Source organism: Brachybacterium sp. SGAir0954, assembly GCF_005490785.1.
GTDB classification, from domain to species: Bacteria; Actinomycetota; Actinomycetes; order Actinomycetales; family Dermabacteraceae; genus Brachybacterium; species Brachybacterium rhamnosum.
Genome location: NZ_CP027295.1, coordinates 2,560,137 through 2,575,407, shown reverse-complemented (window position 1 = coordinate 2,575,407; position 15,271 = coordinate 2,560,137). Strand labels below are relative to the sequence as shown.

Below are 15,271 nucleotides of genomic sequence, written 5' to 3'. Positions count from 1 at the left end.
AGAAACCCACCATGTCTGTCCTGGAGATCACGAACCTCCACGCCACCGTCGACACCCCCGAGGGGACCAAGGAGATCCTCAAGGGCGTCGACCTCACCATCCGCGGCGGCGAGACGCACGCGATCATGGGCCCCAACGGCTCGGGCAAGTCGACCCTCGCCTACGCGCTGGCCGGCCACCCCAAGTACCAGATCACCGAGGGCTCGGTGACCCTGGACGGCGAGGACGTCCTCGAGATGAGCGTCGACGAGCGCGCCCGCGCCGGCGTGTTCCTCGCGATGCAGTACCCCGTCGAGGTCCCCGGCGTCACCGTCTCGAACTTCCTGCGCACCGCCAAGACCGCGGTGGACGGCGAGGCCCCCTCGCTGCGCACCTGGGTCAAGGACGTCAAGGGCGCCATGGACGACCTCCGCATGGACCCCGTCTTCGCCGAGCGCAACGTCAACGAGGGCTTCTCCGGCGGCGAGAAGAAGCGCCACGAGATCCTGCAGATGCAGCTGCTCAAGCCCTCCATCGCGATCCTCGACGAGACCGACTCCGGCCTCGACGTCGACGCCCTGCGCATCGTCTCCGAGGGCGTGAACCGCGCCAAGGAGAACACCGAGGTGGGCATCATGCTCATCACGCACTACACGCGCATCCTCAACTACGTGAAGCCCGACTTCGTGCACGTCTTCGTCAACGGCCGGATCGCCGAGCAGGGCGGCCCGGAGCTCGCCGAGCGCCTCGAGAACGAGGGCTACGACCGCTTCCTCGCGGCCGCGAACTGACCCTCCCGCCCCTCACCAGGAGGACACCATGACCGACCAGCTCCCGACGGCGACCGTGACCGTCGAGCAGGTGACCGAGGCGCTCAAGGACGTCATCGATCCCGAGCTCGGCATCAACGTCGTCGACCTGGGCCTCGTCTACGGGGTCACCGTCGAGGACGGCAACGCCGTGATCGACATGACCCTGACCTCGGCCGCGTGCCCGCTCACGGATCTGCTCGAGGAGCAGACCTTCGCGGCGCTCGATCCGATCACCGAGACCCACCGCATCAACTGGGTGTGGATGCCCCCGTGGGGCATGGAGAAGATCACCGAGGACGGCCGCGAGCAGCTGCGCGCGATCGGCTTCAACCTCTGATCGACCTCGCCCCGGACCCCCTGCCCCGCCTCGTGCGGGACAGGGGGTCCGTGCTGTGCGGGGGTCGAGCGACGTGTGCTTCCGCGGATGGGAAGCAGGCGTCGTCCGGCCGTTCGTGCAGCGCCGGGGTGCCGGCCGGACGGGGTCAGGCGAGGACGGTCGCGGGGTCGGTGACGTCGAGGTCGTGCGCCTCGCCGGTGCCCTCGTGCGTGAGCACACCCTCGTGGGTGTGCAGGCCCGCGGCGAGGGCGGCGTCGGCGCGCAGCGCGACCTGCCAGCCCTGGCCGGCGAGGCGCAGCACGTAGGGGAGCGTCGCGTTGGTGAGCGCCGCCGTCGCCGTGACGGGCACCGAGCCGGGCATGTTCGCGACGCAGTAGTAGATCGCGTCGTGCACCGTGAAGGTCGGGTCCGCATGGGTGGTGGGGCGGGAGTTCTCGAAGCAGCCGCCCTGGTCGATCGCGACATCGACGAGCACGGAGCCGGGCTTCATCGAGGCGACCATCTCGTCGGTCACGAGTTTCGGGGCGCGCTTGCCGGGGATCAGCACCGAGCCGATGACGACGTCGGACTCCGCGACCTGAGCCGCGACGTCGAGGGTCGTCGAGTAGCGGGTGAGGATCCCGCCGTCGTGGGTGGTCGCGATCTGGGAGAGCCGCGGGACGTTCACGTCCATCACGGTGACCTGCGCGTGCAGGCCCAGCGCCATCATCGCCGCCTGCTCGCCGACGACCCCGCCGCCCAGCACCGTCACCTTCGCCTCGGAGGTGCCGGGCACGCCGCCCATGAGCACGCCGGAGCCGCCGAGCGGTGCCATCAGGTGGTAGGCGGCGACCTGGGTCGCGAGGCGGCCTGCGATCGCGCTCATCGGGGCGAGCAGCGGCAGCGAGCGGTCCGGCAGCTGCACCGTCTCGTAGGCGATCGCGGTCGCGCCCGAGTCGATCAGGGCGTCGGTCAGGGCGCGGTCCGCGGCGAGGTGCAGGTAGGTGAACAGCACGAGCCCGCGCCGCAGGCGGTGGTACTCGGCCGGCAGCGGCTCCTTGACCTTGACGACCATCTCGGCGCGGGACCAGACCTCGTCCGCCTCGGTCACGAGGACCGCTCCGGCGGCCGCGTACTCCTCGTCGGTGATCCGGGCGCCGACGCCCGCGCCGGCCTCGACGAGCACCTCGTGGCCGCGCGCCACGAGCTCGTGGACGCCGGCGGCCGTGAGACCCACCCGGTTCTCGTTGTCCTTGATCTCCCGGGGGATGCCGATGCGCATGGGAAGCTCCTCGTCCTTCGCTCGTCGCGTGGCCCGGCCTCCTTGCCGGACCGGCACCAGCTTCGCATCGAGGGTGCCCGCCGCGGGCAGGAACGGCGCACCCCGTCGCCCGCCGAGACCGTGCTGTGATCCGGCGCCCCGGGGGAGGCGACGGCGCCGCCGTGTGGCGCTGGGCACCGCGGGCGATATGCGCGGGACCTCCCGCCGCCCGCGGACCTAGACTTCACGGGGCCGTCCGGCCCCCTGACCGTCCCTCCTGAGGAGCTCCTTCCGTGATCACCGTGCACGACCTCGCCATCCGGGTGGGCGCCCGCCTCCTCATGAGCGACGTCAGCTTCCAGGTGACCGCCGGGGACCGGGTGGGCCTCGTGGGCCGCAACGGCGCCGGCAAGACGACCCTCACCAAGGTGCTCTCGGGGACCCTCGCGCCCACCGAGGGCAGCGTCGAGATCACCGGCGAGCTCGGCTACCTGCCCCAGGACACGCACACGGGCGAGGACACGGAGCTGGTGCTCGCGCGGATCCTCTCCGCGCGCGGCCTCGACGACATCTTCGCCCGCCTGCGGAAGGCGGAGCACGAGATGGGCGACATGGACCTCAGCGAGGCCAAGCGGATGAAGGCGATGGACCGCTACCCGCGCCTCGAGGCGGAGCTCGACTCCCGCGGCGGCTACGCGGCGGAGGCCGAGGCGAAGCGCATGGCGGCGAACCTCGGCCTGCCCAGCCGGATCCTCGAGCAGGAGCTCGGCACGCTCTCCGGCGGCCAGCGCCGCCGCGTCGAGCTCGCCCGGATCCTGTTCTCGCAGGCGGACACGATGATCCTCGACGAGCCCACCAACCACCTCGACGCGGACTCCGTGATCTGGCTGCGGGAGTACCTGCTGACGTACCGCGGCGGGCTCATCGTCATCTCCCACGACGTGCAGCTCGTCGAGCAGGTCGTCAACAAGGTGTTCTACCTCGACGCGAACCGCCAGCAGATCGACATCTACAACATGGGCTGGAAGAACTACCTGCGCCAGCGCGAGGACGACGAGAAGCGCCGCAAGCGCGAGCGCCAGAACGCGGAGAAGAAGGCCGGCGCGCTCACCGCCCAGGCGGAGAAGATGCGCGCGAAGGCCACCAAGGCTGTCGCCGCACAGAACATGCTCAAGCGCGCCGAGCGGATGCTCGACGGCGTCGAGGGGGAGCGGCAGAAGGACCGCGTCGCCTCCCTGCGCTTCCCCAAGCCCGCCCCCTGCGGGAAGACGCCGCTCATGGCGGAGGACCTCTCGAAGTCCTACGGCAGCCTCGAGATCTTCACCGGCGTGGACCTCGCGATCGACCGCGGCTCGCGCGTGGTCATCCTCGGCTTCAACGGCGCCGGCAAGACGACCCTGCTGCGGATCCTCGCGGGAGTGGACCAGCCGGACACGGGCGGGATCATCCCCGGTCACGGGCTCCGCGTGGGCTACTACGCGCAGGAGCACGAGACCCTCGACGGGGAGCGCACGGTGCTGGAGAACATGATGACGGCCTCCCTCGACCTGCCCGAGGTCGAGGCGCGGAAGATCCTGGGCTCCTTCCTCTTCACGGGCGACGACGTGCACAAGCCGGCGAAGGTGCTCTCCGGCGGCGAGAAGACCCGCCTGGCGCTCGCGACCCTCGTCGTCTCGAGCGCGAACGTGCTCCTGCTCGACGAGCCGACGAACAACCTCGACCCGGCGAGCCGCGAGGAGATCCTCGGCGCCCTCGCCGCCTTCGAGGGCGCCGTGGTCCTCGTCTCGCACGACCCGGGCGCCGTGCAGGCGCTGTCCCCGGAGCGCGTGCTGCTCATGCCCGACGCCGTCGAGGACCTCTGGAACGCCTCCTACGAGGAGCTCATCCAGCTCGCCTGAGACCGCCCTCGCCGACGGCGGGATCCGATGATCCCCGCTGTCCCTCGAGGGTCAGCGGATAAGCGCTGTTCCGCGGTCGCCGGCTGGTAGCGTCCGAACCATGCTCGTCATCGCCCTCTCCCCGCCGCGCGGGCACCGCGGTCCCGACCCGCTGCCCGCCCTCCAGGAGGCGCTCGCCCCGCTGGACCTGCGCCGGCCCCCGGAGCGGACGGTCGGCAGCGCCGCGATCGCCCTCGCGGACCGCGCGGAGACGGCCGTGGACGCCGTGCGGATCGCCGCCGAGACGGGCGCCTGGGAGGTCGGCCTCGGCGTCGGCCCCGTCGAGCAGCCGCTCCCCGCGGAGACCCGCGCGGCCGGAGGGCCGGGCGTCGCCGCCGCGACCCTCGCGCTGCGCGCCTCCCGCACGACCGGCCAGGTGCCCCTGTCCGTGCGCGCCTCCGACCCCCGCCACGAGGCGACCGCCGCCGACGCCGAGGCGGTCCTCCGCCTCGTCGGCTGGATGATCGTGACCCGCAACCGGGGCCAGTGGCGCGCCGTGCACGCGCTGCGCGAGCACCCGGGGGCGACCCAGCGCGAGCTCGCCGCCCTCCTCGACATCACCCAGCAGACGGTCTCGCGGGCCGTGAAGACGAGCGGCTGGCGCGAGGAGAGCGCCGCCGTGCCGCTCGTCGTGCGCCTGCTGTCCATGATCGAGCTCACGTCGAGGCCCTGACCGTCGCGGCGTGCGCGGGGGAGCGGCGCCGCGGCACGCTATCCTGAATCGCGCGCGAGCCGCGGATGACCCGGCGGCGCCGACACTCATCCACATCGCCGCGGGGTCCCACGTGCCCGGCGGGAACCCGAGGAGACACATGGCGACGACGAACGACCTCAAGAACGGGATGGTCCTCAAGCAGGACAACGGCCTCTGGACCGTCACCGAGTTCCAGCACGTCAAGCCCGGCAAGGGCCCGGCCTTCGTGCGCACCAAGCTCAAGAACGTCCTGTCCGGCAAGACCGTGGACAAGACCTTCAACGCGGGTGTCAAGGTCGAGACCGCGACCGTCGACCGCCGCGACATGCAGTACTCGTACCTCGACGGCGAGCTGTACGTCTTCATGGACCCCAGCAACTGGGAGCAGACCAACGTCACCGCGGAGACCGTCGGTGACGCCAAGGACTTCATGCTCGAGGGACAGGACGTCATCATCGCCTTCCACGAGGGCGAGGCGCTGTTCGTCGAGCTCCCGGCCTCCGTGGTCCTCACGATCAGCTTCACCGAGCCGGGCCTGCAGGGCGACCGCTCCAACGGCGGCACCAAGCCCGCGACCCTCGAGACCGGCCGCGAGATCCAGGTCCCGCTGTTCCTCAACCAGGGGGACAAGGTCAAGGTCGACACCCGCTCCGGCAGCTACCTCGAGCGCGTGAAGTGACCGATTCCTCGGCGTCCTCCACCCCCTCGGCCCCGCGCAAGGGGCCGGGTCTGCCCCTGCCCGCACGGGACGGGGAGGAGATCGAGTTCGAGCGCACCCTCCCGGCCCGCACGGACCGGCTGCACACCCTGACCCGTCAGCGCATCCGTGCGCTCGACGTGCTCTTCGAGGCCGACGCCCGCCGCCTGCCCGTCCTCGAGGTGCTCGCGCAGCGTCTCCGGGTGACGGCCGCGCAGACCCCGGTCCCGGAGCGGGCCCGCGAGCTCGTCGAGGGGTACGCGGAGCACGCCGAGGAGGTCGACGACCAGCTCGAGACCCACTCGCGCGACTGGCCGCTGCACCGCATGCCCGCCGTGGACCGCGCGATCCTGCGCCTCGGCGCCGCGGAGGTGCTCTTCGACACCGAGGCGTCGGACCGCGGCCCCGTGATCGGCGAGTACACGAAGATCGCGGAGGCGCTCTCCACAGACGACTCGCCCCGCTTCGTCAATGGGCTCCTGCAGCGTCTGGCCGACGTGCGGGGCCTGCTGGGCTGAGCCCGCCCCGGCTCCGCGCCACGGCCCGCCGGCGCCGTCCCACGGGATGGGCGCCGGCGTGGCCCCGGCCGGGTCTCGCGTAGACTCGGCCCCGGTCCGCACGGACCGATCCACCCTTTAACGACACGTCCCGTGAGGCGTGGAAGGGAGAGACATGACCGAGAGCACGACCCCCGTCCCGGACCGCGTCAGGATCCTGGGGCCCGAGGAGATCCGACGTGCGCTCGTGCGCATCGCGCACGAGATCCTCGAGAGCGGCCACGGTGCCGACGACCTCGTCCTGCTGGGCATCCCGCACCGCGGCGTGCCCCTCGCCGAGCGGCTCGCCGCGCAGATCCTCGCCGCCGAGGGCATCGACCGCCCCGTCGAGGACCTCGCCGGCTCCCTCGACGTGACGATGTACCGCGACGACCTGCGGCAGCATCCCACCCGGGCCCCGAGCCCCACCCGCATCCCGCGCGGCGGCATCGACGGCCGCACCGTCGTCCTCGTCGACGACGTCCTCTTCTCCGGCCGCACCGTGCGCGCCGCCCTCGACGCCCTCGGCGCGATCGGCCGCCCCTCCGCGGTGCGCCTCGCGGTGCTCGTGGACCGTGGCCACCGCGAGCTCCCGATCCGCGCGGACCACGTCGGCAAGAACCTCCCCACCTCGCGCGGGGAGCGCGTCCACGTCGAGCTCGCCGAGACCGACGGCGAGGACGCGGTCGTCCTCGCCCGCCCCGCCGGCGAGGAGGAGACCCGATGAAGCACATGATCTCGATCGCGGACCTCTCCCGCGAGGAGGCTATCGCCGTGCTCGCGACCGCCGAGCACATGGCGCAGACCCAGTCCCGCTCGATCCGCAAGCTGCCCACTCTCGTGGGCACCACGGTCGTGAACCTCTTCTTCGAGGACTCCACCCGCACCCGCATCAGCTTCGAGGCGGCCGCCAAGCGCCTCTCCGCCGACGTCATCAACTTCTCCGCGAAGGGCTCGAGCGTCTCCAAGGGCGAGTCGCTCAAGGACACGGCCCTCACCCTGCAGGCGATGGGGGCGGACGCCGTCGTCGTCCGCTCCGGCTCCTCGGGCGCCGCGCACCTGCTGGCCCACGCGGGCTGGATCGACCAGCCGATCGTCAACGCCGGCGACGGCGCGCACGAGCACCCCACGCAGGCCCTGCTCGACACCTTCACCCTGCGCCGCCACCTGCGGCCGGGGGAGCCGGAGGCCGGGCTCGACGGCGCCCACGTCGTCATCGTCGGCGACGTGCTGCACTCGCGCGTCGCCCGCTCCAACGTCCTCCTGCTGACCCTGCTCGGCGCACGCGTCACGCTCGTCGCCCCGCCGGCCCTCGTCCCCGTCGGCGCGAGCGCCTGGCCGTGCGAGATCACCTACGACCTCGACGAAGCGCTCGGGCAGGGCCCGGACGCCGTCATGATGCTCCGCGTCCAGCGCGAGCGGATGGTCGGCGGCGGGTTCTTCCCGACCGCGGGGGAGTACTCGCGCCGCTACGGCCTCTCCACCGCCCGCGCCGCGGCGCTGCCCGAGCACACGCGCGTCATGCACCCCGGCCCCATGAACCGCGGCTTCGAGATCGCCGGTGACGTGGCCGACGGCCCCCGCAGCGTCATCGTCGAGCAGGTCTCCTCCGGCGTGTTCGTCCGGATGGCCGTGCTCTACCACCTGCTCGCCACCGACTCCCGGGAGGACGCCCGATGACCACCGCACCCACCCTCCTCCTGCGCGGGGGCCTGCTCTACGGCGAGACCGCGGCGGACCTCCTCCTCGAGGGCGGCGAGATCGCCGCCGTCGGCACGGACCTCGAGGCGCCCGCGGGCGCCGAGGTGATCGACGTGGACGGCTGCGTGGTCCTCCCGGGCCTCGTCGACCTCCACACGCACCTGCGCGAGCCGGGCGGCGAGGAGGCGGAGACCGTCGAGACCGGCACCCGCGCCGCCGCCCGCGGCGGCTACACGGCAGTCCACGCGATGGCCAACACGACCCCCACCGCGGACACGGCGGGCGTGGTGGAGCAGATCGCCCGCGCGGGCGAGAGCGCCGGCTGGTGCACCGTGCGGCCCGTCGGCGCCGTCACCGTGGGCCTCGCGGGGGAGCGGCTCGCCGAGCTCGACGCCATGGCGAGCTCCCGGGCCCGCGTGCGCGTGTTCAGCGACGACGGGAAGTGCGTGCACGACCCCGTCCTCATGCGCCGCGCGCTGGAGTACGTGAAGTCCTTCGACGGCGTCATCGCCCAGCACGCGCAGGACCCGCGCCTCACCGAGGGCGCCCAGATGCACGAGGGCGAGGTCTCCGCGCAGCTCGGCCTCGCCGGCTGGCCCGCCGTCGCCGAGGAGTCCGTCATCGCCCGCGACGTGCTGCTCGCCCACCACGTCGGCTCCCGCCTGCACGTCTGCCACCTGTCCACCGCGGGCAGCGTCGACATCATCCGCTGGGCCAAGCAGCGCGGCATCGCCGTGACCGCCGAGGTCACGCCGCACCACCTGCTGCTGACCGACGAGTCCGTGCGCGGCTTCGACGCCCGCTACAAGGTGAACCCGCCGCTGCGCACGCAGGCGGACGTCGAGGCGGTCCGCGAGGGCCTCGCCGACGGCACGATCGACATCGTCGCGACCGACCACGCCCCGCACCCCGCGGACGCCAAGGACCGCGAGTGGGACCAGGCGGCGATGGGCATGACCGGCCTCGAGACCGCGCTGTCCATCGTGCAGTCCACGATGGTGGACCGCGAGGCGCTCAGCTGGCGCGACGTCGCCCGCGTCATGTCCGAGACCCCCGCGCGGATCGGCCGGGACGAGGACCAGGGCCGCCCCCTCGAGGCCGGCAGCCCCGCGAACGTGCTCGTGTGGGACCCGCGCCCCACGACCGTCGTCGACCCCGCCGTGCACGCCTCCCGCAGCATGAACAGCCCCTTCACGGGCCGGGAGCTGCCGGGCCGCAACCGCCTCACCGTCCACCGCGGCCGCGTCACCGTGCGCGACGGCGCCCTCGTCGAGGGCTGAGGCGCGATGGACCGCCTTCTGCCCGTGCTCGTGCTCGCGGTGGTGTTCCTCGCGGCGCTCGGCCTCATGGTGCTCGGCTGGCGTCTGCGCGGCCGGCGCCAGTCCGGCCTACCCGCCCCGGACCGCCGCAGCGAGCTCGCCGACCTCGGCGAGGAGACCGAGGTGGGGCCCGTCGACGCGATCTACGTCGACACCGTCCTCGCCGACCGTCCCCTCGAGCGGGTCGTCGCCCACGGTCTCGGCGCGCGCTCCACGGCGCGCGTGAGCCGCGGCGACGGCGGCTCCTGGCGGATCCTCCGTCAGGGAGCCCCGTCCCTGACCATCCCCGCCGCTGCCGTCCTCGACGTCGCCTCCGCCCCCGGCATGGCCGGGAAGTTCGTGGGCGGCGACGGACTCCTCGTCATCCGCTGGCGCCTCGGCGACCAGGACCTCGACACCGGCCTCCGCCTCGGCGCACGCGCCGACCACGACCTGCTGCTCTCCCGGAAGGAGCACCCATGACCGCCCCCACCCCCGCTCGGGAGCGCCGAGGCGCCTCGCGCACCGAGCCCGCCCTGCTGATCCTCGAGGACGGCACCACCCTGCGCGGCAGCGCCTACGGCGCCCGCGGCTCCCGCCTCGGCGAGGTCGTCTTCTCGACCGGCATGACCGGCTACCAGGAGACCCTCACGGATCCCTCCTACGCCGGGCAGATCGTCGTGCAGACCGCTCCGCACATCGGCAACACTGGCGCCAACGCCCAGGACATGGAGTCCTCCCGGGTGTGGGTGCGCGGCTACGCCGTGCGCGAGGCCAGCCGCGTCGCCTCGAACTGGCGCTCCGAGCAGACCCTCGACGAGCTGCTCGAGAGCCAGGGCGTCGTCGGCATCGCCGGCATCGACACCCGCATGCTCACCCGCGTGCTGCGCGAGACCGGCTCCCTGCGCGGCGGCGTCTTCTCCGGCGACGCCCTCGCCGCGGGCGAGGCGGCCCTGCTCGAGCAGGTCCGCGAGCAGCCCTCCATGGAGGGCGCGAGCTTCGTCGACGAGGTCACCATCGCCCAGCCGCTGCTGCTCGAGCCCGAGGGCGAGGCGATCGGCACGGTCGCCGCCGTGGACCTCGGCATCAAGGGCGCGACCCCCCGCGCGATGCTCGAGCGCGGGCTGCGCGTGCACCTGCTGCCCGCGACGACGACCCTCGAGGAGCTCCGCTCCACCGGCGCGGACGCCGTCTTCTTCTCCAACGGCCCGGGCGACCCGGCGACCGCCGACGCGCAGGTCGAGCTCCTGCGCGGCGTGCTCGACGCCGGGCTGCCGTTCTTCGGCATCTGCTTCGGCAACCAGCTGCTGGGCCGCGCCCTCGGCTTCGAGACCTACAAGCTCAAGTACGGGCACCGCGGCATCAACCAGCCGGTGCTCGACCGCGAGTCGGGCACCGTCGAGATCACGGCCCACAACCACGGCTTCGCGGTGGACGTCCCGCTCGAGGGCGAGCACACCGCTCCCCACGACGGCGGCCGCTACGGGAAGGTCGTCGTCTCCCACGTCGGCCTCAACGACGACGTGGTCGAGGGTCTGCGCTGCCTCGACCTGCCGGCCTTCTCGGTCCAGTACCACCCCGAGGCCGCCGCGGGACCCCACGACGCCTCGTACCTCTTCGACCGCCTCGTCGACCTCGTGCGCGCCCGCCGCGCCGGCGACCAGAGCAAGGAGTCCTGATGCCCCGCCGCACCGACATCTCGTCCGTCCTCGTCATCGGCTCCGGCCCGATCGTCATCGGCCAGGCCGCCGAGTTCGACTACTCCGGCACCCAGGCCTGCCGCGTGCTCCGCGAGGAGGGCCTGCGGGTGATCCTCGTGAACTCGAACCCCGCGACGATCATGACCGACCCGGAGATCGCCGACGCCACGTACGTCGAGCCGATCGACCCCGACGTCATCCGGACGATCATCGCCGCCGAGCGCCCCGACGCGATCCTGCCGACCCTCGGCGGGCAGACGGCGCTCAACGCCGCCGTCGCCCTCGCCGAGAACGGCACCCTGGAGGAGTTCGGCGTCGAGATGATCGGCGCGAGCCTCGACGCGATCCAGAAGGCCGAGGACCGCCAGCTGTTCAAGGGCGTCGTCGAGCGCGTGGGCGGGGACTCTGCCCGCTCCCGGATCTGCCACAGCATCGAGGACCTGCTCGAGGCCGCCGACGAGCTCGGCTACCCGATGGTCGTGCGCCCGAGCTTCACCATGGGCGGCCTGGGCTCCGGCATGGCCTACGACGAGGCGGACCTGCGCCGCATCGGCGGCGACGGCCTGCACTACTCGCCGACCACCGAGGTGCTCCTGGAGGAGTCGATCCTCGGCTGGAAGGAGTTCGAGCTCGAGCTCATGCGCGACCGTGCCGACAACTGCGTGGTCATCTGCTCGATCGAGAACGTCGACCCCGTGGGCGTGCACACCGGCGACTCGGTGACCGTCGCCCCCGCGCTGACCCTCACCGACGTCGAGCTGCAGAAGCTCCGCGACCTCGGCATCGGCATCATCCGCGAGGTCGGCGTCGACACGGGCGGCTGCAACGTGCAGTTCGCGGTGGACCCCGCGACGGGGCGCGTGGTCGTCATCGAGATGAACCCCCGCGTCTCCCGCTCCTCGGCGCTCGCCTCCAAGGCGACGGGCTTCCCGATCGCGAAGATCGCCGCGCGCCTCGCGATCGGCTACACGCTCGACGAGATCCGCAACGACATCACCGGCACCACCCCGGCGAGCTTCGAGCCGACCCTCGACTACGTCGTCGTCAAGGTGCCCCGCTTCGCCTTCGAGAAGTTCCCGGCGGCGGACCCGACGCTCACCACGACCATGAAGAGCGTCGGCGAGGCGATGGCCCTGGGCCGCAGCTTCACCGAGGCGCTCGGCAAGGCGCAGCGCTCCCTCGACGTCAAGGGCGCCGCGGTCTCCTACGCGGGCCGGCCGCCGAGCCCCGCCGAGGTCACCGAGCTCATCGATGCCTCCCGGATCGCGACCGACGGTCGCCTCGGGGCGCTCGCCCGCGTGCTGTGGTCCGCCGCGGAGGGCGTCGTGGACGTCGACGAGACGCTCGAGCGGGTCCACGAGGCCACCGCGATCGACCCGTGGTTCCTGGACCAGATGCTGCTGGTCGCGGAGATCGCCGCCGAGATCCGCTCGGCCTCCGTGCTCGACGCGGAGCTCATGCGGCTGGCCAAGCGCCACGGCCTCTCCGATGACCAGATCGGCGAGCTGCGCGGCCAGGGCGGCGACGTCGTCAAGGGCGTGCGCGAGGCGCTCGGCATCAACCCCGTCTTCAAGACCGTGGACACGTGCGCCGCCGAGTTCGCCTCGAGCACGCCGTACCACTACTCGAGCTACGACCAGGAGACGGAGATCGAGCCGCGCGAGCGGCCGGCCGTGCTCATCCTCGGCTCGGGCCCGAACCGGATCGGCCAGGGTATCGAGTTCGACTACTCGTGCGTCCACGCGGTGCTCGCCCTCGGCGACCGGGACCTCCCCGGCGGCGGCTACGAGACCGTCATGGTCAACTGCAACCCCGAGACCGTGTCGACGGACTACGACGTCGCCGACCGCCTCTACTTCGAGCCCCTCACCTTCGAGGACGTCGTCGAGGTGTACGAGGCGGAGAAGGCCGTGGGCCCCGTGGCCGGCGTCATCGTGCAGCTCGGCGGGCAGACCCCCCTCGCCCTCGCCCGCCGGCTCGAGGCCGCGGGCCTGCCGATCATCGGCACGAGCCCCGCGGCGATCGACCTCGCCGAGGACCGCGGCCACTTCGGCGCCGTCCTCGCCGACGCCTCCCTCCCGGCCCCGCCCTACGGCACCGCCTGGGGGCTCGGCGACGCGCTCGAGGTGGCCCGAGAGGTGGGCTACCCCGTGCTCGTGCGCCCCAGCTACGTGCTGGGCGGCCGCGGCATGGAGATCGTCTACGACGAGGCGCAGCTGACGGACTACGTGGGCCGCAACCTCCCCGAGGGCGGTCGCGCCGAGGCGCCGATCCTCATCGACCGCTTCCTCGACACCGCGACCGAGATCGACGTCGACGCCCTGTACGACGGCGAGGAGCTCTACATGGGCGGGATCATGGAGCACATCGAGGAGGCCGGGATCCACTCGGGCGACTCGGCCTGCACCCTGCCCCCGGTGACCCTCGGCGACGGCGTGCTCGAGCGGATCCGCGAGTCGACCCTCGCGATCGCGCGCGGCGTGGGCGTGCGCGGCCTGCTGAACGTGCAGTACGCGCTCGCGCAGGACATCCTCTTCGTCCTCGAGGCGAACCCGCGCGCCTCCCGCACGGTGCCCTTCGTCTCGAAGGCCACCGGCGTTCAGCTCGCCCAGGCCGCCGCCCGCGTCATGGCGGGGGAGAGCGTCGCGCAGCTGCGGGCCGCGGGCGTGCTGCCCGCGGAGGGCGACGGCACCTCGCTCCCGGACGACGCGCCGATCGCGGTCAAGGAGGCCGTCCTGCCCTTCAAACGGTTCCGCACCGCCGAGGGCCGCGCGGTGGACTCCCTGCTGGGCCCCGAGATGCGCTCGACCGGCGAGGTGATGGGCCTGGACACGACCTTCCCGCTCGCCTTCGCGAAGTCGCAGCTGGCGGTCTCCGGCCAGGGTCTGCCCACCTCCGGGGCGGTGTTCGTCTCCGTGGCCGACGGCGACAAGCGCGGCGTGGTGCTGCCCGTCGCGCGGCTCGCGGCCCTCGGCTTCGAGATCCTCTCCACCGCGGGCACCGGCCGTGTGCTGCGCCGTTCCGGCATCCCGTGCCGGGTCCTGCGCAAGGCCTCCGAGGCCGGCGAGGGCGACAGCGTCATCGAGATGATCGAGTCCGAGCAGATCGCGCTCGTGCTCAACACCCCCTCGGGCTCCGACGCCCGCGCGGACGGCTACGCGATCCGCGCGGCGGCGACGAGCATGGACGTCCCGATCATCACCACGCTGCAGGAGTTCCAGGCGGCCGTGCAGGCGATCGAGGCGCTCCCGGAGGAGCCGTTCTCGGTGCTCAGCCTCCAGGAGCACACCGCACGCCTCGTGGCCGCGCGGACGGTGACGGCGTGAGCAGCACGGCCGGGGCGACCGGGCCGGTGAGCTTCGGCGCACGGCTGCAGGCCGCCGTCGCGGAGCACGGCCCGCTGCTCGCCGGCGTGGACCCCCACGCGGGGCTGCTCGCGCAGTGGGAGCTGCCGGACTCCCCGGCCGGGCTGGCCACCTTCTCCCGGGCGGTGCTCGACGCCGTGGACGGGCAGGTCGCCGCGATCAAGCCGCAGTCGGCGTTCTACGAGCGCCACGGCTCCCGCGGTCTGGCGGTGCTCGAGGAGCTGCTCGCCGGTGCCCGGGAGCGCGGCATCCTCACGATCCTCGACGTCAAGCGCGGGGACATCGGCTCCACCATGGGCGCCTACGCCGAGGCGTACCTGCGCCCCGGCGCCCCGCTCGAGGCCGATGCCATCACGGCGAGCCCGTTCCTCGGTGCCGGGTCCCTGGACCCCGCCGTGGACCTCGCGCTCGAGCACGGCAAGGGCGTGTTCCTGCTCGCGCTGACCTCGAACCCCGAGGGGCACGGCGTGCAGCACGCGATCGCGGCCGACGGCACGAGCGTCGCGCTCGGCGTGGCGCGACACGCCGAGGAGCGCGGCGGCGGCGACGGATCCGTCTGGGGCTCGGTCGGGCTCGTGGTCGGCGCGACGGTGGGGGACGCCTATCGTCGCCTCGGCCTGGACGCGGCCGCACCGAGCGTGCCGCTCCTCGCCCCGGGCTTCGGCGCCCAGGGCGCGGGCATCGCGGAGCTCGCCGACGTCTTCGGTGAATCCGCAGGTCACGTGCTGGTCTCGGTGTCCCGCGGGCTTCTCGCCGCGGGCCCGTCGGTCGAGGACCTGCGGGTGCGCGCGAAGGACCTGCAGGCCGACTACAGCTGAGCCGCGGCGACGGGGCGGGACCGGGGCGGATCACCGCTCGCCGGGCCCGCCCCGTCGGCGTCCCGGACGCCTCCCCGGGGGAGTGCACATGCCCCTGATCTGCGACACCTCGGGCGATCAGTGTGCTCCGACACGTCGATGGGGTTACGCTCTTCCC

General features: G+C 73.0%; 14 protein-coding genes. 13 read left to right on the top strand and 1 reads right to left on the bottom strand.

The genetic code is table 11. The features are described from left to right. Positions 1-11 precede the first annotated feature (11 nt). Complete coding sequence (sufC, locus tag C1N80_RS11560) at positions 12-770, top strand: Fe-S cluster assembly ATPase SufC (protein WP_137770901.1); 759 nt, start codon at positions 12-14, stop codon at positions 768-770. 28 nt (positions 771-798) lie between these two features. After that, positions 799-1,128: a metal-sulfur cluster assembly factor gene (locus C1N80_RS11555; protein ID WP_137770900.1), complete on the top strand. Its 330-nt coding sequence runs from the start codon at positions 799-801 to the stop codon at positions 1,126-1,128. 145 nt (positions 1,129-1,273) lie between these two features. On the opposite strand, the gene ald is transcribed toward C1N80_RS11555, so the two are convergent. Further along, a complete protein-coding gene (ald, locus tag C1N80_RS11550; protein ID WP_137770899.1) occupies positions 1,274-2,389 on the bottom strand; it encodes an alanine dehydrogenase in 1,116 nt (371 codons plus the stop codon). Between the two features lie 272 nt (positions 2,390-2,661). Between ald and C1N80_RS11545 the strand changes: the two genes are divergently transcribed. The 11 genes from C1N80_RS11545 (at position 2,662) to pyrF (ending at position 15,114) form a co-directional block, all read left to right on the top strand. Further along, positions 2,662-4,266 carry an ABC-F family ATP-binding cassette domain-containing protein gene (locus C1N80_RS11545; RefSeq protein WP_137770898.1) on the top strand — a complete coding sequence of 535 codons (1,605 nt, stop codon included), beginning with the start codon at positions 2,662-2,664 and terminating at the stop codon, positions 4,264-4,266. A 100-nt stretch (positions 4,267-4,366) separates the two neighbouring features. Beyond that, positions 4,367-4,978, top strand: coding sequence for a MarR family transcriptional regulator (locus C1N80_RS11540; protein ID WP_137770897.1), 612 nt, complete (start codon positions 4,367-4,369; stop codon positions 4,976-4,978). A gap of 139 nt (positions 4,979-5,117) precedes the next feature. Further along, a complete protein-coding gene (efp, locus tag C1N80_RS11535; protein ID WP_137770896.1) occupies positions 5,118-5,678 on the top strand; it encodes an elongation factor P in 561 nt (186 codons plus the stop codon). Next, positions 5,675-6,214 (top strand): transcription antitermination factor NusB, encoded by a 540-nt coding sequence (gene nusB / locus C1N80_RS11530; RefSeq protein WP_137770895.1) that lies wholly within the window; start codon positions 5,675-5,677, stop codon positions 6,212-6,214. The genes efp and nusB overlap by 4 nt, the downstream gene beginning before the upstream one ends. 154 nt (positions 6,215-6,368) lie before the next feature. Further along, positions 6,369-6,959 carry a bifunctional pyr operon transcriptional regulator/uracil phosphoribosyltransferase PyrR gene (gene pyrR / locus C1N80_RS11525; protein ID WP_137770894.1) on the top strand — a complete coding sequence of 197 codons (591 nt, stop codon included), beginning with the start codon at positions 6,369-6,371 and terminating at the stop codon, positions 6,957-6,959. Continuing rightward, a complete protein-coding gene (locus tag C1N80_RS11520; RefSeq protein ID WP_137770893.1) occupies positions 6,956-7,912 on the top strand; it encodes an aspartate carbamoyltransferase catalytic subunit in 957 nt (318 codons plus the stop codon). Before pyrR ends, C1N80_RS11520 begins: the two co-directional genes overlap by 4 nt. Further along, a complete protein-coding gene (locus C1N80_RS11515; protein ID WP_137770892.1) occupies positions 7,909-9,213 on the top strand; it encodes a dihydroorotase in 1,305 nt (434 codons plus the stop codon). The genes C1N80_RS11520 and C1N80_RS11515 overlap by 4 nt, the downstream gene beginning before the upstream one ends. 6 nt (positions 9,214-9,219) lie before the next feature. Further along, complete coding sequence (locus tag C1N80_RS11510) at positions 9,220-9,714, top strand: hypothetical protein (protein ID WP_137770891.1); 495 nt, start codon at positions 9,220-9,222, stop codon at positions 9,712-9,714. After that, the gene (gene carA / locus C1N80_RS11505; RefSeq protein ID WP_137770890.1) at positions 9,711-10,910 is read left to right on the top strand and encodes a glutamine-hydrolyzing carbamoyl-phosphate synthase small subunit; all 1,200 of its coding nucleotides are present in this window, start codon (positions 9,711-9,713) and stop codon (positions 10,908-10,910) included. Before C1N80_RS11510 ends, carA begins: the two co-directional genes overlap by 4 nt. Then, positions 10,910-14,257 carry a carbamoyl-phosphate synthase large subunit gene (gene carB, locus C1N80_RS11500; protein ID WP_137770889.1) on the top strand — a complete coding sequence of 1,116 codons (3,348 nt, stop codon included), beginning with the start codon at positions 10,910-10,912 and terminating at the stop codon, positions 14,255-14,257. The genes carA and carB overlap by 1 nt, the downstream gene beginning before the upstream one ends. Next, on the top strand, positions 14,254-15,114 hold the full coding sequence (pyrF, locus tag C1N80_RS11495) for an orotidine-5'-phosphate decarboxylase (RefSeq protein ID WP_137770888.1): 861 nt from the start codon (positions 14,254-14,256) through the stop codon (positions 15,112-15,114). The genes carB and pyrF overlap by 4 nt, the downstream gene beginning before the upstream one ends. Positions 15,115-15,271 lie beyond the last annotated feature (157 nt).